The sequence below is a fragment of the Erythrobacter sp. SCSIO 43205 genome (assembly GCF_019904235.1).
Classification (GTDB): domain Bacteria; phylum Pseudomonadota; class Alphaproteobacteria; order Sphingomonadales; family Sphingomonadaceae; genus Erythrobacter.
Map to the genome: position 1 here is coordinate 729,278 of NZ_CP063202.1, position 21,747 is coordinate 751,024.

Sequence of the window (21,747 nt, forward strand, 5' to 3'; positions counted from 1 at the left end):
TTGCCTAGCGTTACTACGTAGTTAGTTGTTCCGCTTCGCGATCGGGTGCATAGCTTTTGCGAGGGGGCGGTAAGTCAGGCATCAGTGCCAGAAGAAGGACCAGTGCACTCGTGATTTATCCCGTAATTTTGTGTGGCGGTAGCGGCACACGCCTGTGGCCTGTCAGCCTCAAGGCAAAGCCAAAACCGTTTCTGCCTCTCGTGGGGCAAACGAGCCTGTTTGAGCAGGCGTGCGCGCGCGTTGCGGATGATGCGCGGTTTGGCGAACCTGTTATTGTCGCAGGGGCGGCGCATGAGGCGCTCATCACAGAGCAAATGGATGGAAAGCCCCACCGTTTGATCATTGAGCCGGCAGCCAGAAACACAGCGCCCGCGATTGCTCTTGCCGCTGAGGTTCTGGACCCTGATGCGATCATGCTGGTGTGCCCAAGCGATCATTACATCGCCAAGCCTGAGGCTTTGCGTGAAGCTGCGGTGGCCGCTGCCGCTTTGGCGGCAAAAGATTATCTCACCACCTTTGGCATCACCGCTGATCGGCCTGAAACAGGCTATGGCTACATTCGCCACGGACGAGCGCTGGACGGCGGTTTTGCGGTGGCTGAGTTTGTCGAAAAGCCCGATCTGGAGCGTGCGAAAAGCTATCTGGCAAGCGGGGAATACAGCTGGAATGGCGGCATCTTTGCCTTTCGCGCAGGAGCCTATCTCGATGCGTTGGCGCAGTATCGCCCGGCGATGGCTAAGGCGGTGAAAGCGTCTGTCGCAGGGGCGAGAAGCGATGGATCGGTGATCCACCCAGCGCCAGAGGAATTTGCCGGTATCGAAGGGGATTCGGTCGATTATGCGGTGATGGAAAACACGCCCAATGCCGCCATGGTGCCTGCTGATATGGGCTGGTCAGACATCGGCAATTGGGCCGCGTTGCAGGACGCCTTGATCGAGCAGGAAGGCAATGCCGATGATCAGAACGTGGTGAGGGGCCGCGCTGATCTTGCCGATTGTACCCGTGTTCTTGCCATGAGCGATGGTCCGCGCGTGTCAGCGGTGGGCCTTGAAGATGTGTGCATCGTGGTTGCCAATGGAGAGGTTCTGGTGACCACGCGTGATGGTGCGCAAAAAGTCGGAAAGCTGCCCGGCGCGAAGGATCAGTGATGTTTCCTGTCCGCAAACTGGAAAAGCGCATGGTCGAAAAGGTTTGGGGCCGCGACCAGCTGCCTGCACCCTTCGAAGCACCGGATGGCAAGCGTATCGGCGAAATCTGGTTCGAGCCTCCGCCTGAGCAAAGCGAGCTTCTCGTCAAATATCTCTTCACCAGCGAAAAGCTTTCAGTGCAGGTCCATCCGGGCGAAGACGCTGCGCGCGATGGCGAAGACAGCAAGGAGGAATGCTGGCTTGTCCTTGACGCACAGCCCGGCGCGCGGCTTGCAGCAGGCTTTAACGAGCCCATCACCCCGGAGGCAATGGGACGCGCTGCTGAGGATGGCACAATCGAAGAGCTTCTTACCTGGCACGAGGTGAGCGCGGGCGACATCTTTCACCTCACACCGGGTACTGTACACGCAATTGGGCCGGGGCTTTCACTGGTTGAAGTCCAACAGAATAGCGACACGACTTTTCGCCTGTATGATTATGGCCGCCCGCGCGAGCTTCATCTTGAGCGGGCGCTTGATGTTGCGGTGGGCGCGCCTTTCCCGGATTCTTGCAAAGGTACGGTGAAAAGCCGCGAGCCCACTCTTATCAACGGAACGAGGTTTCGCCTCGACCGCATCAAGGGCGAGCCGGACGCTGCGGTCAAAGCGGCCTATCCGGGCGCGGCATTGGTGCTGCCGCTCGAAGGCACGGTTACAGCGAAGGATAGCGATGTTTGCGCGCGCGAGGGTGAATGCCTTGTCGCACCGAGCCTTGAGGCACTCGATTTCAGCGCTGCAAAGCTCACCTTGCTGACGCGCTCAGTGTAAAATCTAGGCCGTTAGCTGCGCGCCGTCATTGCCTAACTCGCCCAGCAAAGCCGCTTTAAGCTCCGCTGATCCGTATGGCTTTCGGATAAGGCCCGATGCGCCCATCGTATCAAGATCGCTCGACAATTCGGAATAGCCGGTCGCGAGCACAAAGCGCACGCCTCTTGTGACCAGTTCGCGTGCAACCGGGCCGCTCGATTCAACGCCAAGGTTAAAATCCACGACCGCGAAATCAGGTTCACGCTCTTTGATTGCTGAAAGCGCGGCTGCAACAGAGCTTTCGACCTGAACGGATTCCACACCGAGCTCAAGAAGGCTGTCCTCAGCGTCAAGCGCGATGATCATATTGTCTTCAACCACCAGAACATGGCGGGGTAATGCGCGTGCATCATCAGCCTCACCAAGGGCGATATTGTCCGCATCGCCAATGTCATTGGCCGCCAGCGCGAGTTCTGGTGCAGCGACATAGCGTGCAGGTATCCGGAAACTCGCCTCAACCCCTGAAAGCTTGAAGTTGAGCTCGGCTTCGCCGCGCAGATCATAGGGGATGGCGCGTTGAATGATGGTTGAGCCAAAGCCTTTGCGTGTGGGTGGTTGAACCGGTGGTCCGCCGACCTCAGTCCAATTGATCAGCAAATCGCCGTTCGAAGCCTTGGAAATATCGACATTGATTGTCCCAGTGCTGTCGCAAAGGCTGCCATACTTGGCGGAATTGGTGACCAGTTCGTGCACCACAAGTGCAAGCACGGTGTAAGCCTCTGGCTGGACCAGCGCGGCCTCTCCCGTCAGGCGCAGGCGGTCATTCTTGTCTGCGACATAGGCTTCAAGCTCTGTTTCGAACAGGTCGGCGATGGGCGCAGGGGCCCATTGCTGGCGCGTTATATTGTCATGCGCGCTCGCCAAGGCGGCGATGCGACCGCCGATGATTGAGGCAAAATCGCTGACGCTCGCCGCATCCTTGCTCGATTGTGAAACAAGCGCGCGGATAAGATTGAGGATATTGCGCACCCGGTGGTTGAGCTCTGCTATCAGCAAGTCCTGCTTTTCCTGAGCACGCTGGCGCTCCTGCGCAACCTCGTCGGTCATGCGCAAAATAACCTCGAGCAAGGTCGAACGCAGGCTTTCAGCGATAGTGAGCTCGTCATCGCTCCACTCATCGCTCAAACCCTCAACCGTCTCAGCCCAGGCTTTAAAGCTGCTGCGCGGTTCCAACCGGTCTTTGCCCGGAGTGACGGCCTTTGCCGGATTGCCGCCCCACAGGACGGTTTGCGTCAACGGTTTGCGCCACAGGACGAGGTAATCACGCGGGCTTCTGGAAATGGGCAGGACAAGCGCACCCGCCGCGACATCGGCAAATTCCCGCGCCTCGTCTACGCGTGCAGACAGGCGATTGGTAGTGAGCACACTGCTTTCGTGCATGGCGCTCAGCCTTGGTAAAAGTCGTTTGAACTGCGCTTCATCAGGAGCAGAGCCGCGCCTGCGATATTGATCGTGGATCAGAACCGATGTCCCGTCATGCGGGATCATTTCTGCAATCACCTGCTCGAACATATCGAGGTCTTCGACGAAGGACACGCCATCGGCAAAGCGGCGCATCAGTTTCTCGTGCAGCGCTAGGGAACGGACCCGCAATTGCTCAGAGCGCTCAACCAGAAGCCGGTCGAGCATGAGTGAGAACACCTGGCTTATGACTTCGGCAACGGTGCGCTGGGTGAAAGGGATCATCTTTGGCGTGTTGTGATGGCACGAGATCAGTCCCCACAAACGCCCGGCGCGCACGATCGCTATCGTGAGAGAGGCGGCAACTCCCATGTTCCTGAGGTATTGAAGGTGAATTTCAGAGGATGCGCGAAGCACGCTGAGCGACAAATCGAGCGGCTGGTTGCCTGCTCCGGGCGAAGGTTCAATCGCGGCGCTCGGAGCGTTGACATCGGCAATAATGCGAAAGCGGTTGCGTTTGAACAATTCGCGCGCCTGCATCGGAATATCGGTGTGCGGGTATCTGAGGCCGACAAAGCTGTCGAGTTCGTCAATCCTGTCTTCTGCCACCACTTCGCCGCTATGATCGCGGTGAAAGCGATAGATCATCACCCGGTCATATCCGAGCGCGGAGCGCACGAGGCTGGCGGTTGACTGGCACAGGCCATCGACATCGCTTGCGCTTGCAATCGCATCTGTCATCGGAGCTATCGCGGCCAGATGGTCCCGGAAACTGGCCGATTGATGGGGCTCAAATTCGATAATGATGCGATCACCCGAGGGGTGAATCGCGCAATCATAAAGCGCATCGCCATCGGTGAGTTTAAGCCCAAACACGCGCTCGTTAGCGTCATCTTCGGCAATCTTGTGGAGGGCCTCGCGCAGTGTTTCTACGGCTTTGCCGGTCAAGTGATCACTTAAAGGATCGCCGACACCAACCGCGCGTTCGCTTTTCAGGATGTCACTCGCATTTTCGCTGTAATGCGTAATCTGCCAATCTTTATCGACCGCGATCAGCGCGCCAAAACTTTGAACAAAGCCGATTTGATGAATGGCCTCGCGGTCGCATTCGGTCAGCGCTTGTGGGTGGGCATGGATATTCATTGTGTTTGTTCCACCCTGTCTTGTGGCCGCATCGCATCGGCAACGGCGAGAAAATGGTCAAAAATCTGGCGCGCGGCCTGCTCGGCGAGCTCTTCATCGTGAACTGATGCCGGCGCTTCGAGGGCAGGGCGTAACCCTTGCCAAAATTCGGTCATGGCTGTGCTGCTCAAAAAGGCGGCGGGCCATTGGTTCTGATCGGGAAGGACGCGGCGCATATCGTGCAGCATCGCGCGGTTTCCAAGCGAGGAGCCAGCCAGCACCCAAGCGGCGCCTAACATGGATGCATCGCCCTTATCCTTGAGAGCAAATTCAACCCGCCTTGCGGGGAGTTGCGCACCCAAGGCCGCGATATCGTGGGCCAGAAGCGGCGATTGTTCAGGAGGTGTAAGCTCCTCAGGTGCGTTTTCAAAAAGCCATTTTTCAATCGGGACGCGGGCCTCATATTGCGTCGTGAGAAAGCGCACATATTCGCCGCGCGCGCGCCAGTCTTCGGGCGGTCTCATCGCGGTGTCGAGCCGGTCGTGCAAAGCAGCGGTCGCCCCGCGCAAATGCAGGCGCAAGGTTTGCCGCCTGCGCTCTTTGCTGCGGTCCGGTTCCAAGGATTCACTCATTTTGCTATTCACGTCCGTTATTCAAGATAGACACAAATAGCGTCAATGCAACGTTACATAAGTTATGTGAGGCGCACAGGTGGCCAGCTTTGCCGCGTATTGTATGAAAGCGCCCCTGCCGGTTTTTTGCGATTTGAGAGGCATTTGGAAAAGCTTGCCTCCGCGTGCGGATGATGCGCGTTCACTTTTTCTCGAGCAATCGACCTCCATGCTTTCTCACCGCCCGCTCCAAAGTGCCGCGCAGGAAGCCAAGCATGGCGGGCAAGTCCATTTCGATGGTGACTGTGTCATCACCAACTTCAATCCCGCCCTCGATCAGCTGGCCAGCTGCAGTGATATAAAGGTCCATCCGGTCCTCATGCGGCCATTCGGTTTCAACCGTGGCCATGCCGGGCGGGAAATAGCTGCCGATTTCGTGCGCGTGTTCGTGCATCCGGCGGCGCACTTCTTCGCGGCCAAGTGTGTGGGGAAGCGAGACGCGCATCCTTAGCGCTCCGCCTTAGTGGCGGGTGTCATGTCGGGGAGGGGCACACCCGTATCCGGCATACCGCTTGCATCTTCAAGCAGGTCATCGCTGCCAAAACGGTAGTCGAGATAGCGCGATTTGACCGCCAGATCATCCATCGCCCCTTCGGCCAAACGCCGCGTCACCCGGTCCAGTTCGCCCGAAAGCTTGGTCAGGCTTTCGACAAGCCGCGCATCAGCCGTGCCGCCAGCGTGTTCTTCTGAACGCAAATGCTCCGGGATTTTGCGGTAATTGTCGATTGTCTCAGGGATATAGTCGCCCACAAGCTCGCGCACTTCAGACATGGCGGGATGGGCATCGTCCATGCTCTCAAGCTGCGCGCCGAGCGCGTCCAATTGCCCGCCCATCTTCTCTACCAGAGCAGCAGCCATCGGGGGAAGGCCAGCGCGCTGGTTCTCAAGCCAGAGTTCAACACGCGCGACCATCTGCTTGGGATTACCCTGCTTCAATTCAGAGCGCTTGGGGATTTTGACTTTCGGAAATTGCGAGAAGAATACCGCTGCGCACATGATCGCCATCGCGACGGCCATCACGCCGACAAAACCGATGCCATTAAGGATAACCCCGATGATCGAGGCGGCCGTCATGATCGCAAACACCGCGAGCGCGAAATAGCCGCCGCGTTTGATCCATGTCTTCAACTTGGCATTGGCCGAACCCTTGCCAATCGAGGCCGCGCGCCGATGCACGCCGCCATTGCGATTGGCGTCAAGCGACTGGCTCGCCGCTCGCATGATCCGGTCAGATTCGCTAGTTGTGTCTGCCATCAGCTATCCAGCGAAAGGAGCGAGGGCTCGCTTGCCACTTTGGCCTGCGCCTGCGCCTGACCCTCAGCGCGCGCGATGTAGCCTTTGGATTTCTCAACCTCATCGGTGAGGACATTGACCGTCTGCTTCATGCTATCGAGCGCACGGACTTTGAAATCGTCAACCTCATCCATGGTGTCATAGATATTCTGGAAGGCGCGTTGCAGAGTTTCGAGCGGGATGGTGCTGGATGCGGCTTGCTCATGGATTTGCGCGGTCTGTTCGCGCAGCAGCGTGCTGGTGGAATCGATGATGTCGGATGTCGTCTGGTTGAGCGAGGTGATCTGCCCAAGAACGAGCTTCTGATTGGTCATGGCCTGCGCCACCGTCACAGCGGTGCGAAGCGCGCCAACGGTTGTGGTGCTTGCCCGGTCGACGCCTTTGACAAGTTCGACATTGTTCTTTTTCACAAGGTCAAGCGCGAGATAGCCTTGCACGCTCACCGCCATTTGCGTCAGCAAATCCTGCGTGCGTTGGCGCACATAAAACAGTGCGCTTTCACGCAAAGCTTTCGCTTTTTCAGGATCGCTCGCATCCAGTTCGAGCGCTTTTGCCTCAAGCTTGGCATCAAGCGTTTTGGCGATGTGGATCATCTGCTCCAATTCGCCCATCGCCTCCCACAATTTCGCGCGCTCTGTGTCGATCGCGGCATTGTCCATGTGGAGTTCTTTTTTGCCGGACTCCAGACGTTCAAGGATCGCCTGAATGTGCCCTTGCGAGCTGGTGTAGCTGTCGAAGTAGTTCTTGAGCTTGTTGCCAAACGGGATGATCCCGAACAGGCGGCGCGGTTCCAGAAGCTTGTTTTTCTTGCCCGGATCAAGGTCTTCGACCGTGCGGCGCAGTTCGGCGAGGTCACTGCCCACACCGCTGTCGGCGTCCATCGCGCGCACCGGGCGGTCAAGAAAACGGTTGGAGTGTGCAGCAGCTGCGCGGATTTGCTCCTGGCCCATGCGGGTGATCTGGTCGACTTTCGCGCCAAATTCGGGCGAATTGGCATCGACCGAAATCAGGTCTTGCACAAATGCATCGGCTTTCACCTCAAGCTTCGATTTCTGCTCGCTTGTGACCGGGACAAGCCCTGCGGCCTTTTCAGGTGCCACCTGAGGCACGGGATCGGGCGGGGTAAGCTCAAAATCCGTCGCAGTCTTGGTCGGCGCGGAAAGGTTGATGTCAGGCGTTGTGTCAGTGCTCATGGCAGGAAATCGATGCTCCCTAGGCGAAAATAGGCGAGGCGCGGATGCCTCTTTCCTACTGTATTAGTGATCTAAAACACGTTGTTCAAGCGTCGCTTCAAGCGTGCGCGTGAGATCAAGGGAGAAGTCTGCCTTTTTCTGCCCTCAACGTCTACGTCTTTGAAGGGCGCTCTATCCTTTTGCAGCTTTTGTTTGCTCAAGATTGCCCGTAAAAGCGGTTTTCGAAGGAATAACGCTTTGTCACCAACCGATAACTACCCTGAACAAACACCCAAACCTGCACCCGCCCCGCAGGAGCGCGAGCCTTCTGCCGTCTTTGGCAAAGTCGATAGCGCCGGTGAAGCGGTGCGCGCGGCAACGCAGAGCCGCTATGGCCTCATGCGTGTGCTCGCAACTTTCAGGGGATGGTGGCGTGATGATGTGATCGGCGCGGTTGATCACGAAGATGTCATCGCCAAACGCCGCGATGACTGCGCCATGTCAGAACACTATCTTTTCATGACAGCGATGAGTGCTGGGATTGCCGTTATCGGCCTTTTGCAATCATCAACCGCCGTGGTGATCGGCGCGATGCTTCTCTCGCCTTTGATGGGGCCGATTATGGGCCTTGGATTTGCGCTGGGCATTACCGATTACCAATGGCTCAAACAGTCGACCATGTCGCTGTTCTGGGGCAGCTTTGGTGCGGTGCTGCTGTGCTCGATCATCGTGTTTTTGTCGCCCATCACCACGATCACGCCGGAGATCGCCGCGCGCACACAGCCCAATTTGTTTGACCTGCTCGTCGCGCTCTTCTCTGGGCTCGCGGGCGCATATGCAATGATCAGAGGGCGCGCGAACGCGATTGTCGGCGTGGCGATTGCGACCGCTTTGATGCCGCCACTGGCCGTGGTCGGTTTCGGCTTTGCGACGATGAACTGGACAGTTTTTTCCGGCGCGCTCTTGCTGTTTGTCACTAACCTTGTGACGATTGCGCTCACCGCCTGGGGCCTGTCAAAACTCTACGGTTTTCGCGGCAGTTTGAGCCAGCGCCAGTCACAGTTCCAGAACACCATGATCATCGTCGTCTTTTTGGGACTTGCCATCCCGCTCGGCCTCTCGCTTCGAACGATTGCCTGGGAAGCGAATGCCCAGCGGATTGTGCGTGAAGAGATCACCGAGGAATTTCAGGGATCTGGCCGTCTTGCAGAGCTTGACATCACATTTAGTGAAGAATTGATCGGGGTCACGGGCACCATGTTCAGCCCGGAATTTCGCGAAGATGCGCAATCTGACATCACCAAAGCGCTCGAAGCGCGGCTTGGGCGCGAGGTCAATCTTACGCTGGCACAGGTGGAAACAGGTTCGAGCGCGCGCGATACCGATCAGGCCGCGCTTGCCGCTGCCCGCGCACAGGAAGAGCAAGCCGCCGCCTCTGCTCGTGCGAACGCTTTGGCGGGCCGCTTGGCGCTGGTCGCTGGCGTGCCTGAAAACGAGGTTACAATCGACACGGGCCGCAAGCGGGCCACGGTGCGCGCGCAGGAATTGGAAGGGGCAAGCCTTGCCTCCTACCGCGCGCTTGAAATGCGCATTGCCGCAACCGAACCTGACTGGGTGATCGAGGTGTTGCCACCGGTCGGCGATTTGCCTGGCACCATCTCCTTTGGCGAAGAAGGCCCCGACGAAGCCGGGCAAGAGGCGCTCGCTATCGTCGAATGGGCGGCTAAGCGCACCGGGCTCCCCGTGGTGCTGGAGGGCCGCGAGGTCGAAGCAACGCAAGCCGCAGAGGCGCTCCGCGAAAACGGTGTCGAGGTCAGTGTGACCCCGCGCTTTGGCCCGCTGAAAGCCGATTGGGCCGCGCGTTAAGCCGTTTATTAATCGACAGGGGGCTGATTGAGCTCAATCTCCTGATCACCTTCCAATTCAACATTAACTGGAGCGCCTTCTGGAGTAACTTTACGAGCACGGAAATCTCCATCATCAATAGATTGCCTGACAAGGTCCAGAATATTCCCAGGCAAACAGATCGACTGATGGTCTATCAACCGTCTTACACCGACATTGAAAGAAGGTATTTCCGAGGAAAGGATTGCCTGTTCATGAGCAGCCAACGCACGCATCGTCATCTGCTCGACAGATGTCACGTTCTCAGCCCCAAAAAGGAATTGATCTTCATAAATATCCAATCCTGCTGTTGCTAAGGCGTTGCCTGCTGCAAGCAGCGCAAGAGCGTCGCTCTGCTTTTGCTCACCATTTTCACCGCCGAAATTGATCACAGCAAACGTACTCGTAACTGCCACAGTGAGTGGCTGGAGAAGACTACGAGTAAGTCGAGCCTTTGTCTGATTGCCACGTTTAGCTGCAAAAAAATCGGAGCAACGCGTCTTCACCAAAGTGATCCCGCTATCAACCATATCTTTGGCGGCAACTTTTTCATCGATAAGATCGGATTCTTTGGCTCTTAGAGATCGACAAACGGAAGAAGAAAAACTGTATCCCTGGTTGTTTCGTTCAACGGTCGCACTTGAGTTTCTTGTAGGCTTGAAATTGCCTATTTCATCACAAATGAACTCATTCGCATTTACAGAGCCGTCAATGTGGGCAAGCCGTACAGGCCGAGGTGGCCCATAAAATGCGGGTCCGCAGCTGGTAACTAAAAAAGCCAGTGATGCGGCATAAAAAACCTTTGTATATTTCATCATACCCCCCTTTTTGCGAAATCAGAAGTAGATTGTTCGCATAGGGGTGCAAGAAGTTTTACAAACTGTTAACCTTTAAGCCGCCAGATCAATCGGTACGATTTCGCCTGCGAGATAGAGCTTCTTCGCCTTTGCGCGGCTCAATTTGCCTGAGCTGGTGCGGGGCAATGTGCGCGGGGGGACAAGTTCCACGACGCAGCTCATGCCAGTGACAGAGCGCACCTTGTCAGCGATTTCCTCGCGCAGTTTGACGCGCTCAACCGGATCAGAGACACGGCAGTGGACGAGTACGGCGGGCGCTTCCTCGCCATTCTCCTGTTCAAGCGAGAAGGCAGCGATGTCGCCATGGTTGAAGCCGGGCAGCTGTTCCACCGCCCATTCAATATCCTGTGGCCAATGGTTCTTGCCATTGATGATGATCATGTCCTTGGCGCGGCCAACGATGAAGAGGTATCCATCCGCGGTGTAGCCCATGTCGCCTGTGTCGAGCCAGCCATCGACGAGGCAATCATCGGTCGCCTCCTTGTTGCGGAAATAGGAGTGCATGACCGACGGGCCGCGGCACCAAACCTTGCCGATCTGGTGGTCTTCGCGCGACTTTCCGCTCTCGCCGGTGATGCGCACTTCCATATCGGGCAATGGCTTGCCGCAATTCACAATCGCGCGGTATCGGGCAGGGCGCGAGATGTCGCGGGGCGTTCCTGAAAGACGCTCTTCCTCGACCAGCTCAACCTTGATCCCTTCACCCGGAGGCATGACGGTGACCGCCAGAACCGCCTCGGCAAGGCCATAGGACGGGGTGAAGGCACTCGCCTTGAACCCTGCGGATGCAAAGGCGTTCACAAAGCTTTGCATGACGTCCGGGCGGATCATGTCCGCGCCATTACCCGCCACACGCCAGCGCGAGAGATCGAAACGTTCCTCTACATTGGACTGGCTGGAAATGCGGCGCGCGCAAATGTCATAGCCAAAGGTCGGCGAATAGGAGAGCGTGTTGCCTTTATTCGCGCTGATCATGTCGAGCCATGCGAGCGGACGGCGCGCAAAGGCATCGGGTTTGAGATAATCGCCTGACACCTGGTTGGCGATGAGTGACAGGAAACAGCCGACCAGCCCCATATCGTGATACCACGGAAGCCAGCTGACACAGCGATCGTTCTCGCCCAAATTCATGCTGGTCGAGTGACCATAAAGGTTATGCAGCAGCGCCTCGTGCGTCACCGCAACGCCCGTTGGAAAACGCGTCGAGCCCGACGAATATTGCAGATAGCAAATGTCGTCTGGCGATGCTGTAGGCAGCTCTGCCTCAGGCGCATCAAGCTTTGCAAAATCCTGCCAGCTGGTGCCTTTGCATCCCTGCCGCTCAGCTGCGGCGCCTGCCATCTCGCTGATTTCCTCAGGGTAAATCAAAACAACCGGATCAGAGCTTTGTAATTGCACCGCGAGTTGGTCGATATAGCTTTCCTTGCCGCCAAAAGTGGTGGGCAGGGGCAGGGGCACAGGCCATGCACCGACATAAACGCAGGCACAAAACAGCGCGGCAAAATCAGGACCAGTCTCTGCGATCAAGGCGACGCGATCCTCACGCCTGATGCCAGAGGCGATCAGACGATAGGCCATTTGCAGCGCATCCTCGCGCATCTCGGCAAAAGGATAAACCCGTTCCAGCTTCCCGCGCATATCGTGAAAATTCAGGCCCTTTTCGCTTTTCGCGGCGTAGTCGATCGCCTCGTTGAAGGTCGCGAACTGGGCGCGGATTCGCGGCAATTCACAGTCATTCGGCGTCGGTGTCAGAGCAGCCCCGGTGTCAGCCTCAATCATAGTGCTTGCAAATCCGTCCATCTGTAGCGCGTGTCCAAGCGCGCGTGATTTAATCCTGCGGCCCCTACGCACAAATGCGCAGGCAATGAGCCATTTCTCTTTTCCATTTCTAAAGGACTGTGGCACGAATAAGGCGAAATGAGCGCAGAGGGAAGCAAAACGTCATCAAACTGTCGCGAAAATGCGTCGGTTCCGGGCGAAGAAACACCCGGCATCGCGCGTGAGCGGCGCGGGCGTACCGGCGCAAGGAAACGCAAGAAAGCAAAGCCGCTGGACGATACGTCATTGCGCGATCTGGCGCTTTCCTATGCCGCGCGCTTTGCCACCACGGGGGCGAAGCTCGAAGGCTATCTCCTTAGAAAAATTCGGGAAAGAGGGGTTGCTGAGGATGGCGATGGCCGCATTCAGACGCTTGACGTGAGCGCGCTTGTCGCGCGTCTTGTTGAGCTGGGATATGTTGATGATGAAGCTTATGCCCGCTCCAAAACGCGCGACCTTACTGCGCGCGGGTACGGGGCGCGGCGGGTGTCTCAGGCGCTATGGGCCGCAGGTGTGGATGAAATGACGCAGCAGGACACAGCGCCATCACAAGCGACGCTAAGGCGTGCGGCAATCCTTCTGGCAAAGAAACGGCGCTTTGGCCCATTCGGCATCGAAGCTGATGAAGAGGAGCCTTCGGAAATCGTCCACAAACGGCGCGAGAAACAGGTTGCCGCCATGCTTCGCGCAGGCCACAGCTATGAACACGCAGCGTTCATACTCGATGCGGCAAACGAAGAAATTGTCGACGAATGGCTGATCGAAGCCGAAGACGAAGAAGGTGAAGGACCGGGCGAATGGTAAGACTGGCAACAGCATTGGCGGCTATGGCTTTGGTGGCCTGCTCGCCGGGCGGCACTTCGGCGCAGGAAAGCACGCCTGCTCCTGCACCTGTCGCAGAAAACTCCGGCTATTCCGAGGCGGGTCTGCGCCTGATGGAGGTGACCATTGTCAGCGGCGATACGCGCCACACCTTCAAAACCGAGCTTGCCGCGAGCCAGCAAGAGCAAGCCAGGGGTATGATGTTCCGCAACGAAATGGGTGATGATGAGGGGATGCTGTTCCCCTCCTACTCGCCTCAGTTTCGCAGTTTCTGGATGAAGAACACGCCGCTGCCGCTAGACATCATCTTTATCGGCCCCAACAAGCGCATCACCAATATCGAAGCGGGCGTCCCCTATTCGCTGGAAAGCGTGACCTCGCGCGGGATGTCGATTGCTGTGTTTGAAATTCGCGGGGGTCTGTCCGAAGAGCTCGGCATTGCGCCGGGTGACATTGTCGAATTCGAATTACCGGAAGATGCGACTCTTTGATTTGCGAAGCCGCATCCGCGGCTTCGTCCTCGCTTGACGGGCAGGCAAGCTGCCGCCGCTGCGGGCGGGCGGTCGCCCTTGCGGTTTCGGTCGAAACCGTTTTGGGCTCACCTTTATCTTGGCCTCACCACTCTAATCCGCTAACGGCCTTGCTCATGGGAATCTTAGGCAAAATTTTCACCTGGTGGGACGGTGCGACCTTGGGTACGCATCTGTGGTCCTCGCGCGTTGGCGGCGAACACGTTGGCACTGATGCGCAAGGGAACAAATATTACCGTTCCAAAGGCAAGGATGGGCCCAACACTGGCTCTTACACGCAAAAAGAGCGCCGTTGGGTAATCTATGATGGCCCCAATGACGCAAGCCGCGTGCCGTCCGAATGGCACGGCTGGCTCCACGGGGCGTTTGACGATGTGCCTGAAAGCCACCTGCCCCCTGCTAAGGTGTGGGAAGCCGATTACACGCCCAACGCGACCGGCACACCGAACGCTTACCTGCCGCAAGGCATGATTGAGCGCGGCGGCAAACGCGCCAAGGCTGATGGCGATTATGAAGCGTGGGCGCCGGAAGGCTAAGCTCAAGGCATCATTGGTGAGCCTTTCCCGCGCCTTTTTCATCGCACCTCTCGCAGCGCTCGCGCTTAGCGGATGCGAGGATGTGAGTTCGCTCTTCGATAGCACCGAGGAGCAAGAGCAGTCTCAGAAACAGCAGGAGACCGCGCCCAGCTCAGCTGAGACAGCTTCGGACCCTCTCTTGGTGGCCGAGGATGCCGATGGTGTCACCCCGATGGCAGAGCGCATCGCAACCATCGGCCTTCTCAACAAACGCAATAATGTTAGCAAAGACTTGCTCATGCGGCCGGGCGAGACGGTGGAAGAAGGACAGGTGATCGTGCGGCTTGAAGCGTGCGAGCGCACCGCGCCTTACGAATTTCCCGAAGAAACCGGTGCCTTTGTTCAACTCGACGTTCTTGAGCGCGGTCAGGATGAGCACAGCCGCGTATTTTCAGGCTGGCTGTTTAAGGAAAACCCCAGCCTCAACGTGGTTGAACACCCGGTCTACGATGTCTGGGTCAAGGATTGCGCGATGCGCTTTCCCGGTGAGCCGCCGCTCGAAGCTCCTTCTGTGCCCTCTGATGAAGAGGCTGGCGAAGAATAGTCGACGCCAGCACTAGCCGGATTGACAAAGCTTTCAAACGCTTGAGCTAACGTAGCCTGCGGCATCCCTTGCGCGCCATCAACCAGTTTGAGATAGGCCTTTTGCGGCATCTCGACCGCACCCATGCTCGCCAGATGATCGGTCATAAACTGGCAATCGAGTACCTTGTAACCAGCCCGGTTGAGGCAAGCGACGAGCCAGCACAGCGCGACCTTGCTCGCATTATCTGCGCGGCTGAACATACTTTCCCCGCAGAACACCCGATTAAAGGATACGCCATAAAGCCCGCCGACAAGGCGCGGGGGGGCATCGTCCTGTGTATCCCAACATTCGATCGAATGGGCATAGCCTGCCCGGTGAAGCCCGGTGTAGCTGTCGACAATGCGCCCGCTGATCCAGCTTTCAGGATGGCCCGGACGCGGAGCCGCACAGGCGTGCATCACGCCTTCAAAATCGCGGTCCATCGTCACATGATAGCGATCTGAGCGCAGAACTTTGCGCAAGGATTTCGAAACGTGCAGCCCTTCCAGAGGAATAATCGCCCGCTCGCGCGGTTCGACCCAGAAAATCTCATCGTCCTCGCGGTTGTCGGCCATCGGGAAAATGCCGCTGCGATAGGCCAGCAGCAAGGTTTCAACCGGGATGGGAGCCTTCTGGTCCGGGTGGTGGGGCGAGTGCATGACGAGGGGGCGCTTACCAGCGAGAGTGATCTGCGTCAGCCAAGATTCGACCAAACGGGTAAATGCAGCGCTTGCCTAACGCGGCTCCTCGCTCTAAAGGCCCTTCTTCCACGTAGGGGTGTAGCTCAGTTGGTAGAGCATCGGTCTCCAAAACCGAGGGCCACGGGTTCGAATCCTGTCACCCCTGCCATTTCCTTTCAACGGCGATATTTTGAGGTTTAAGACCCCTAGGTCTTGAGCCCGTTTTGCCGTGCCCTGCGCGCCTGACGCTAACGCAGGTAATTTTCCGGATGTGCCAATTTGCACAGAGCCGCTCGCTCCACCTCGTCATTATGCCGCATGAGCCTAGCGATTCGAGGCAATGGGGGCTTCAACTGAGGCAAGGGCCGAGACACTCTCTCGCTTGACCCCGTGATGAAAGCTTCGAACTGGGGGGTAAGAACTTTCACCCCATTGTCTTGATCCGCTGGCTCGCTGCCTTCGGCTTGGCGTCAAGTCCGGTCAGTGGTTCAGCGTGCGGCCCGGTCATAGGTGCAATGGATATGGCAGGGTCCGCAACCGCTTGAAGGCTGCTTAAACATTGGGGGCAGGAGGCGCTTTTCTGCGAGTAAAGCGCCTCCATTCCCCTTTCATCTATCAACCGATCAATATTCTTCCGGCTCTTCGGGTGTTTCCACATGGTGGTTTTCACCGGCGGTCTTGTCGCCCTGAGCAAGCTTGAACACCACGCCTGAAAGCAGCAGCAGGGCGAGCAGGTTCGGCAGCGCCATCGCTGCGTTGGAAATATCGCCGAGACGCCAGACAAGCTCTGATGGTTGGGCGGCGGCAAGGAAGATCACCACGCACCACAATACGCGCCAACCGATGTGCAGGATTTTCTCGCCACCACGACTTGACCCGGGGATGCGATCATAAAGATAGGTGATCGCGCGCTCGCCGTAATAGCTCCAGGTCAGGAGCGTGGTGAAGACGAAGAGGATCAGCGCGGTCGATGCGACCAGTGTGCCAATAGCTATCCCTGCGATCTCGAACGGGAAAGCTGCGGCAAAAGCGCCGCTGGTCATTTCGAAACCAACCCGGTCGGATTGCCACGCATGGGCCACCGCTTCGCCGCCCGCGGTAAAGTCGCCGCGAACAGTAAGGATGACCAGCGCTGTCATGGTGCAGATCACGATGGTGTCGATGAACGTGCCGAGCATCGCCATGCGGCCTTGTTGCTCGGGATCGTTGGTTTGCGCGACCGCGTGTGCAATCGCGGTTGAACCCTGACCCGCCTCATTCGAGAACAGTCCGCGCGCCACACCAGCCCGCAGCGCCATGATCATCGCCGCGCCCGCGAACCCGCCTACGGCAGCCGATGGATTGAAGGCGCTGTAGAAGATCAGGTAAAACGTCTCTGGAATATCGGCGATGTTAATGATCAGAGCGATGATCGCCATGATGATGTAGGCAACCATCATGAAAGGAATGACCTTTTCGGCCACGCTGCCGATCGATTTGATGCCGCCGATGATAACGACAAATACCAGCCCGGCGACAATCGCTCCGCCGAGCCACTCTTCAATTCCGAAAAGCTCCTGCAAACCATCTGCCACTGCGTTCGCTTGAATAGAATTGCCGGTCACGAGTGCAGAGAACAGCGTACCAAGGCAGAAAACCACCGCCAGCCATGTCCACTTCGTGCCAAGGCCCATGGTAATATAGGTCATTGGACCACCACGCTTCACGCCATCGCTGGTCGTCTCGCGATATCGGATCGACAAAGAGCCTTCAGCAAAAGCCAATGCCATTCCGACAAGGGCGGTGATCCACATCCAGAAAATTGCACCTGGACCACCAAGCGCAATTGCCGTTGCGACACCGGCCAGGTTACCTGTGCCAACTTGTCCAGAAAGCGCGGTTGAGAGCGCTGCGAATGGCGAAATCTCGCCATCACCTTCGCCCTTGCGGCTCGTCAGCAAGCCTTTGAACGCTGCGCCAAGGTTTCTCAGCGGATAGAATTTGAGGCCAACCATGATCCACAGCCCGATGCCGAGCAGGATGATTGTCATAGGCGGGAACGGGATGATCGTGTCCCCGTTCCATGTGCCGCCCCAGATGAAATCCGAAACATTGGTAATTGGCGCGATCCAAGCTTCCGCGCCTGATACGTCTGCAGCCATGTGTGGCTATCCCCTTAAATTTGCGTCCCTGAAGACGGATTGCTTCCATCAACCCGTATTGGAAAGCGAGCACGCTAGAGCGGCGGGGGAGCTTATGCCAGCGTAAATGACACTTTGGTTGCATTTGCAGGCCAAGTGACTTGCCAAGTGCGGCTTTTCGCCGTAATTCGCGACTCAATTCCGACATTGGTAGTACTTAGAGCCAGCCCAAGACCTTGTTCCTGGCGGCGATGAGCCCTACCTGAAAGCCGGAAAAAACGAACGACACCCAAGTGTAGCGGAAAGATCAGGCACATGGCCCAAACGCCCAAGGCTCACGACAAAAAGCGCAAGACCTCGATTCCTGAATTTGTGAATCAGGTCCGCACCGAAACCAGCAAGGTCGTATGGCCGACGCGCGAAGAGACGGTTCGCACCGCGATCTTCGTCTTCATCTTCATGGTCGTGCTCGCGCTGTTCTTCTTCGGTGTCGACAGCCTGTTCAACGCTGTTGTGAACTTCCTTCTGACGCTTGCCTAAGCCAAACGCATAAGCGCGATATTTCAAGGACAAATTTCCATGTCTCGTTGGTACATCATCCACGCCTATTCCGGTTTTGAAAACAAGGTCAAAGAAGCGATCATCGCCGAAGCGGAGCGCCTTGGCCTGTCTGAAGGCGTCGAAGAAATCGAAGTGCCCACCGAAACCGTGACCGAAGTAAAGCGCGGCAAAAAGGTTCAGGTCGAGCGTAAATTTATGCCGGGATATGTTCTGGCCAAACTGCGCATGAACGATGACATTTATCACCTTGTGAAGAACACGCCCAAGGTGACGGGCTTCCTTGGCAACAACAACAAGCCACAGCCGATTTCCGAGCGCGAAGCTGCGCGTTACTTTGGCGGCGTGGAGGAAGCGAAAGCTGCACCCAAGCAAGACATCAGCGTCGACTATGAAATCGGCGACAGCGTCAAAGTGCTCGATGGACCGTTTGCCAGCTTCAACGGCGTGGTCGAAGAGCTCGACTTCGACAAGGCGAAGGTCAAAGTTTCGGTTTCGATCTTTGGCCGTGCAACGCCGGTTGAACTCGACTTTGAACAGGTCGAACTGGTCAAGTAAGGTCTTCGCTTAGGCGACGCTTAATCTAAAACTGCTCCACATTCGCGGTGCAGGTCGCCGGGTTTCCTGCGCGCTGGATACACAGCGCGATGGCTGCCTGGCCCGCTTCCATAATGTCATATGAGGCAGCGCCACCTGCCTGCGCGCACATCTGCGGCCCCATTGGACAGCACGTGCTGCAATAGGTGCGTGCCCTGACAAGGCCCGGGGCCATCGAATAGGTGTCGTTATACGGATTGTTGAGATAGCCGGGCCCGGGAACATAGGTGGCAGCGGCAGGCGGCGCTGTATCAAGCGGTATCGCAGCCTCCGGCTCGCTCCAGTCTTCGGTAAACTCTTCCTCTTCAAATGGTTCGTCGGCATCGCTGATTTCTGCGGCAAGCGCTCCATCTTCTGAACCGACACTCGTCTCGGTCTGCTCTGCAGCGACAGTCTCGCCGCCGTTTGAGGCATTTTTGGCCGCCTCGATGGATTGCCCATTGCTGAGATAGATAAAGCCCAAAGCGATCAGGAAAACAGCAGCGCCGCCGCTTGCTTTGACATCCACGCCAAGCGGCTGGATTTTTTCACCGTTCACTTCGATTGTGTGCGGCAGAAGCACAGAGGCGACAAGACCTGCGCCAAGGGCTGCAAGCAATGCGCCGATGGCAAGCATCGAACTGTTTGTGCCTGCCTCATCCGGGATCACGGCAACCAGACCAAACAACAATAGGCCAAGCCCGATTATTGTCGTCAGGATCGCTTTGAGCGCGCCGCCAAACGAGCTTTCATTTGCGCTGCCTGCAGAGTTACCGGTGTTTTCTGACATGAAGCCCCCCTTGCTTGCGTTTGACTTCATATCACGCAAGGCAATTGCGCGAAAGGAGCGCCAGTGAAAACAAGTCCCCGAATCTGCAATCGCAAGAAGCGTTTTGCCACGCGCGAAGCGGCCGAGGATGTGGCGGAGCGCGCTAATGACCCTTTGCGCGCATACAAGTGCGAGCTGTGCCACCAATACCACCTCACCTCGCGGACCAAGGGGATGCGGCTACCGAGTTTTGAGGTTGAACGTCGGAAAAAGGCTAAGAAAGGCGCCAAGCAGACGCCCCGATAGCCACATTTTCCTACTGGTTTCAGGCCGCCTAAATGGGGCAAATGAAACGCGAATTTCCTCTTTATCGCTGCCATTTGGGGCCGCCTTGCAGGAGGGAGCAGATTTTCCGCCCCTGAACAGTGTCTCAAGTGTCTCAAACGCATGGAGCGCACGAGGTGTTTTGCCTTGCATCGCGCACACAAAACGCTATGTGCACGCCTTCGCGTTTTATGGCGCGATTCCCGTGCGGGAGGTTGGCGACAAGTCAGCCGTTTGACCGCTTAACATGACTTCGGATCGACACGAACCGGAGAATAGTGAGAAAAGGAGGCCTTTTCATGGCCAAGAAGATTGAGGGCTACATCAAGCTCCAGGTGCCTGCTGGCACCGCAAACCCGTCACCGCCAATCGGCCCTGCTCTGGGTCAACGCGGTGTGAACATCATGGAATTCTGTAAGGCGTTTAACGCTGCCACACAGGACCTTGAGAAGAACGCGCCGATCCCCACCACGATCACGGTTTACGCAGACCGCTCGTTCACCTTCACCACCAAAACCCCACCTGCATCTTACCTGCTTAAGAAAGCGGCGAAGATCAAATCGGGTTCAGGTGAGCCGAACAAGAACAAGGTTGGCAAAATCACCCGCGCACAGCTCGCTGAAATCGCTGAGACGAAAATGAAAGATCTCAACGCGAACGACATCGACGCTGCTGTCAAAATCATCGAAGGCTCCGCACGCGCGATGGGCCTCGAAGTGGTGGAGGGCTAAACCCATGGCGAAACTGACGAAAAAGCAAAAAGTCCGTGCAGAGATGGACTCTGAGAAGCTCTACACCGTGGACGAAGCCATCGCGACGCTGCGTGAGCACAAAGCGAAATTCGACGAAACCGTTGAGCTTGCAATGAACCTCGGCGTTGACCCACGTCACGCTGACCAGATGGTTCGCGGCATGGTCTCGCTGCCATCGGGCACGGGTAAAGACGTGAAGGTTGCTGTATTCGCACGCGGCGAAAACGCTGAAAAAGCGACTGCCGCCGGTGCTGACAAGGTAGGCGCTGAAGATCTCATGGAAGATATGCAGAACGGCAACCTCGACTATGACCGCGTGATCGCAACCCCTGACATGATGGGTGTTGTGGGCCGTTTGGGTAAAGTGCTTGGTCCAAAAGGCCTTATGCCAAACCCCAAGCTTGGCACGGTTACCCCGAACGTTGAGCAAGCCGTCAAGGACGCCAAGGGCGGCCAGGTTGAGTTCCGTGTTGAGAAGCAGGGCATCATCCACTCTGGCATCGGAAAGCTCTCGTTTGACGACGCTGCGCTCAAAGCAAACTTCAAAGCGCTGACCGACGCTGTTGTGAAAGCCAAGCCATCGGGTGCCAAAGGCAAATATGTGCGCAAGGTTTCGCTGACTTCGACCATGGGCCCGGGCCTTAAGGTTGACCTGAGCGAGGTTGAAGGAGCGTAAGGCGCTCAAGGTGCGGAAGCGGTATCGCAACTAAAGACACCGCTTTCCTACTTCGACACAATTTGAAAAGGGGCCGGAAGCAGATTGCTTTCGGCCCCTTTTTCATAATCTTCCCGCTTGGTCCTAACCGCCGGAGCGCTCTGTCCAGATCAAGAGAACCAGCCCTGTGATAATGAAAATCGCAGCGCCTGATAGCAGCCACGGATTGATGAACCACATCTCGCCCCACTCAAATTCGCCCTTGTTCATCCGGGCATAGCCTCCAAAGTGCTGAGTGGTTGCAACGCCAAGCCCAAATACGGCGAACACGGCCGAGAGATAGCGCACCAGCCAGTGCCGCAAATTCGGGGCGAGGAGAAGCAGGCCAAGTAGGCCGATCACCGAACGCTGCGCCCGGCAATAGGGGCAATTATAAACGAGATCGAGCAAATCCACGGTCCATGTGCCTGCACAAATGAGGATCGCGAGGAGCCCAACCCAAATGCGGTAGTTAAGCAGAATGCTCGGCAAGTTATTGAATGCTGTCATATTGTCCCTCCAACTGAAGGAGGGTTTACCACAGCCAACTTGGCGAACAAGCAGGCCTGCA

Annotated in this window: 22 protein-coding genes and 1 tRNA gene; 12 read left to right on the plus strand and 11 right to left on the minus strand. The window is 57.1% G+C overall.

What is annotated here, in order from left to right; all coding sequences use genetic code 11:
• The first annotated feature begins 110 nt into the window (after positions 1–110).
• Positions 111–1,148 (plus strand): mannose-1-phosphate guanylyltransferase, encoded by a 1,038-nt coding sequence (locus INR77_RS03490; protein ID WP_255573903.1) that lies wholly within the window; start codon positions 111–113, stop codon positions 1,146–1,148.
• A complete protein-coding gene (locus tag INR77_RS03495; protein ID WP_255573904.1) occupies positions 1,148–1,954 on the plus strand; it encodes a class I mannose-6-phosphate isomerase in 807 nt (268 codons plus the stop codon). The genes INR77_RS03490 and INR77_RS03495 overlap by 1 nt, the downstream gene beginning before the upstream one ends.
• Positions 1,955–1,957: 3 nt before the next feature.
• Here the strand turns inward: INR77_RS03495 and INR77_RS03500 are convergent, their stop codons facing one another.
• The 5 genes from INR77_RS03500 to INR77_RS03520 form a co-directional block, all read right to left on the minus strand.
• A complete protein-coding gene (locus tag INR77_RS03500) occupies positions 1,958–4,537 on the minus strand; it encodes an HWE histidine kinase domain-containing protein (protein ID WP_223072551.1) in 2,580 nt (859 codons plus the stop codon).
• Positions 4,534–5,148 carry a biliverdin-producing heme oxygenase gene (locus tag INR77_RS03505; protein WP_223072552.1) on the minus strand — a complete coding sequence of 205 codons (615 nt, stop codon included), beginning with the start codon at positions 5,146–5,148 and terminating at the stop codon, positions 4,534–4,536. The genes INR77_RS03500 and INR77_RS03505 overlap by 4 nt, the downstream gene beginning before the upstream one ends.
• 181 nt (positions 5,149–5,329) lie before the next feature.
• Entirely contained in the window at positions 5,330–5,632 is a 303-nt protein-coding gene (locus INR77_RS03510; RefSeq protein ID WP_223072553.1) for a polyhydroxyalkanoic acid system family protein, read from the minus strand.
• Positions 5,633–5,634: 2 nt separating this feature from the next.
• Positions 5,635–6,441 (minus strand): hypothetical protein, encoded by an 807-nt coding sequence (locus tag INR77_RS03515; RefSeq protein ID WP_223072554.1) that lies wholly within the window; start codon positions 6,439–6,441, stop codon positions 5,635–5,637.
• A complete protein-coding gene (locus INR77_RS03520) occupies positions 6,441–7,673 on the minus strand; it encodes a toxic anion resistance protein (protein ID WP_255573905.1) in 1,233 nt (410 codons plus the stop codon). Before INR77_RS03520 ends, INR77_RS03515 begins: the two co-directional genes overlap by 1 nt.
• Before the next feature lie 237 nt (positions 7,674–7,910).
• Between INR77_RS03520 and INR77_RS03525 the strand changes: the two genes are divergently transcribed.
• Positions 7,911–9,518 (plus strand): TIGR00341 family protein, encoded by a 1,608-nt coding sequence (locus INR77_RS03525; protein ID WP_255573906.1) that lies wholly within the window; start codon positions 7,911–7,913, stop codon positions 9,516–9,518.
• Positions 9,519–9,526: 8 nt separating this feature from the next.
• Here the strand turns inward: INR77_RS03525 and INR77_RS03530 are convergent, their stop codons facing one another.
• Together INR77_RS03530 and INR77_RS03535 are read right to left on the minus strand one after the other, a co-directional pair.
• A complete protein-coding gene (locus INR77_RS03530; RefSeq protein ID WP_223072555.1) occupies positions 9,527–10,354 on the minus strand; it encodes a hypothetical protein in 828 nt (275 codons plus the stop codon).
• Between the two features lie 72 nt (positions 10,355–10,426).
• On the minus strand, positions 10,427–12,193 hold the full coding sequence (locus tag INR77_RS03535; RefSeq protein ID WP_255573907.1) for a fatty acyl-AMP ligase: 1,767 nt from the start codon (positions 12,191–12,193) through the stop codon (positions 10,427–10,429).
• Positions 12,194–12,310: 117 nt separating this feature from the next.
• Here INR77_RS03535 and INR77_RS03540 point away from each other — a divergent pair, with 117 nt between their 5' ends.
• The 4 genes from INR77_RS03540 (at position 12,311) to INR77_RS03555 (ending at position 14,682) form a co-directional block, all read left to right on the plus strand.
• Positions 12,311–13,015 carry a regulatory protein RecX gene (locus INR77_RS03540; RefSeq protein ID WP_223072556.1) on the plus strand — a complete coding sequence of 235 codons (705 nt, stop codon included), beginning with the start codon at positions 12,311–12,313 and terminating at the stop codon, positions 13,013–13,015.
• Positions 13,009–13,524 carry a DUF192 domain-containing protein gene (locus INR77_RS03545; RefSeq protein WP_255573908.1) on the plus strand — a complete coding sequence of 172 codons (516 nt, stop codon included), beginning with the start codon at positions 13,009–13,011 and terminating at the stop codon, positions 13,522–13,524. The genes INR77_RS03540 and INR77_RS03545 overlap by 7 nt, the downstream gene beginning before the upstream one ends.
• Positions 13,525–13,679: 155 nt before the next feature.
• Positions 13,680–14,099: an NADH:ubiquinone oxidoreductase subunit NDUFA12 gene (locus tag INR77_RS03550; RefSeq protein WP_223072557.1), complete on the plus strand. Its 420-nt coding sequence runs from the start codon at positions 13,680–13,682 to the stop codon at positions 14,097–14,099.
• A gap of 16 nt (positions 14,100–14,115) precedes the next feature.
• Positions 14,116–14,682, plus strand: coding sequence for a DUF2155 domain-containing protein (locus INR77_RS03555; RefSeq protein ID WP_255573909.1), 567 nt, complete (start codon positions 14,116–14,118; stop codon positions 14,680–14,682).
• Here INR77_RS03555 and aat read toward each other — a convergent pair.
• On the minus strand, positions 14,583–15,362 hold the full coding sequence (gene aat, locus INR77_RS03560) for a leucyl/phenylalanyl-tRNA--protein transferase (RefSeq protein WP_223073395.1): 780 nt from the start codon (positions 15,360–15,362) through the stop codon (positions 14,583–14,585). The genes INR77_RS03555 and aat overlap by 100 nt on opposite strands.
• 114 nt (positions 15,363–15,476) lie before the next feature.
• Between aat and INR77_RS03565 the strand changes: the two genes are divergently transcribed.
• A tRNA-Trp gene (locus tag INR77_RS03565) sits at positions 15,477–15,552 on the plus strand.
• 454 nt (positions 15,553–16,006) lie between these two features.
• On the opposite strand, the gene INR77_RS03570 is transcribed toward INR77_RS03565, so the two are convergent.
• On the minus strand, positions 16,007–17,524 hold the full coding sequence (locus INR77_RS03570) for a sodium:alanine symporter family protein (RefSeq protein WP_223072558.1): 1,518 nt from the start codon (positions 17,522–17,524) through the stop codon (positions 16,007–16,009).
• A 294-nt stretch (positions 17,525–17,818) separates the two neighbouring features.
• Here INR77_RS03570 and secE point away from each other — a divergent pair, with 294 nt between their 5' ends.
• Both secE and nusG read left to right on the plus strand, forming a co-directional pair.
• Complete coding sequence (secE, locus tag INR77_RS03575) at positions 17,819–18,043, plus strand: preprotein translocase subunit SecE (protein ID WP_223072559.1); 225 nt, start codon at positions 17,819–17,821, stop codon at positions 18,041–18,043.
• Between the two features lie 39 nt (positions 18,044–18,082).
• Positions 18,083–18,619: a transcription termination/antitermination protein NusG gene (gene nusG / locus INR77_RS03580; protein ID WP_223072560.1), complete on the plus strand. Its 537-nt coding sequence runs from the start codon at positions 18,083–18,085 to the stop codon at positions 18,617–18,619.
• A gap of 25 nt (positions 18,620–18,644) precedes the next feature.
• On the opposite strand, the gene INR77_RS03585 is transcribed toward nusG, so the two are convergent.
• The gene (locus INR77_RS03585; protein ID WP_223072561.1) at positions 18,645–19,427 is read right to left on the minus strand and encodes a hypothetical protein; all 783 of its coding nucleotides are present in this window, start codon (positions 19,425–19,427) and stop codon (positions 18,645–18,647) included.
• A 602-nt stretch (positions 19,428–20,029) separates the two neighbouring features.
• Between INR77_RS03585 and rplK the strand changes: the two genes are divergently transcribed.
• The gene (rplK, locus tag INR77_RS03590) at positions 20,030–20,461 is read left to right on the plus strand and encodes a 50S ribosomal protein L11 (RefSeq protein ID WP_223072562.1); all 432 of its coding nucleotides are present in this window, start codon (positions 20,030–20,032) and stop codon (positions 20,459–20,461) included.
• 4 nt (positions 20,462–20,465) lie between these two features.
• A complete protein-coding gene (gene rplA, locus INR77_RS03595; protein WP_223072563.1) occupies positions 20,466–21,158 on the plus strand; it encodes a 50S ribosomal protein L1 in 693 nt (230 codons plus the stop codon).
• Between the two features lie 123 nt (positions 21,159–21,281).
• Here rplA and INR77_RS03600 read toward each other — a convergent pair whose 3' ends face one another.
• Positions 21,282–21,686 carry a hypothetical protein gene (locus INR77_RS03600; protein WP_223072564.1) on the minus strand — a complete coding sequence of 135 codons (405 nt, stop codon included), beginning with the start codon at positions 21,684–21,686 and terminating at the stop codon, positions 21,282–21,284.
• Between the last annotated feature and the right edge of the window lie 61 nt (positions 21,687–21,747).

Coding starts and splice junctions, on each gene's coding strand:
- aat (WP_223073395.1), bottom strand. CDS start 15,362: ATGCACTCGCCCCACCACCCGGACCAGAAGGCTCCCATCCCGGTTGAA.
- INR77_RS03530 (WP_223072555.1), bottom strand. CDS start 10,354: ATGATGAAATATACAAAGGTTTTTTATGCCGCATCACTGGCTTTTTTA.
- nusG (WP_223072560.1), top strand. CDS start 18,083: ATGTCTCGTTGGTACATCATCCACGCCTATTCCGGTTTTGAAAACAAG.
- rplK (WP_223072562.1), top strand. CDS start 20,030: ATGGCCAAGAAGATTGAGGGCTACATCAAGCTCCAGGTGCCTGCTGGC.
- INR77_RS03600 (WP_223072564.1), bottom strand. CDS start 21,686: ATGACAGCATTCAATAACTTGCCGAGCATTCTGCTTAACTACCGCATT.
- INR77_RS03515 (WP_223072554.1), bottom strand. CDS start 6,441: ATGGCAGACACAACTAGCGAATCTGACCGGATCATGCGAGCGGCGAGC.
- INR77_RS03520 (WP_255573905.1), bottom strand. CDS start 7,673: ATGAGCACTGACACAACGCCTGACATCAACCTTTCCGCGCCGACCAAG.
- INR77_RS03505 (WP_223072552.1), bottom strand. CDS start 5,148: ATGAGTGAATCCTTGGAACCGGACCGCAGCAAAGAGCGCAGGCGGCAA.
- INR77_RS03545 (WP_255573908.1), top strand. CDS start 13,009: ATGGTAAGACTGGCAACAGCATTGGCGGCTATGGCTTTGGTGGCCTGC.
- INR77_RS03550 (WP_223072557.1), top strand. CDS start 13,680: ATGGGAATCTTAGGCAAAATTTTCACCTGGTGGGACGGTGCGACCTTG.
- INR77_RS03510 (WP_223072553.1), bottom strand. CDS start 5,632: ATGCGCGTCTCGCTTCCCCACACACTTGGCCGCGAAGAAGTGCGCCGC.
- rplA (WP_223072563.1), top strand. CDS start 20,466: ATGGCGAAACTGACGAAAAAGCAAAAAGTCCGTGCAGAGATGGACTCT.
- INR77_RS03540 (WP_223072556.1), top strand. CDS start 12,311: ATGAGCGCAGAGGGAAGCAAAACGTCATCAAACTGTCGCGAAAATGCG.
- secE (WP_223072559.1), top strand. CDS start 17,819: ATGGCCCAAACGCCCAAGGCTCACGACAAAAAGCGCAAGACCTCGATT.
- INR77_RS03585 (WP_223072561.1), bottom strand. CDS start 19,427: ATGTCAGAAAACACCGGTAACTCTGCAGGCAGCGCAAATGAAAGCTCG.
- INR77_RS03535 (WP_255573907.1), bottom strand. CDS start 12,193: ATGGACGGATTTGCAAGCACTATGATTGAGGCTGACACCGGGGCTGCT.
- INR77_RS03570 (WP_223072558.1), bottom strand. CDS start 17,524: ATGGCTGCAGACGTATCAGGCGCGGAAGCTTGGATCGCGCCAATTACC.
- INR77_RS03500 (WP_223072551.1), bottom strand. CDS start 4,537: ATGAATATCCATGCCCACCCACAAGCGCTGACCGAATGCGACCGCGAG.
- INR77_RS03495 (WP_255573904.1), top strand. CDS start 1,148: ATGTTTCCTGTCCGCAAACTGGAAAAGCGCATGGTCGAAAAGGTTTGG.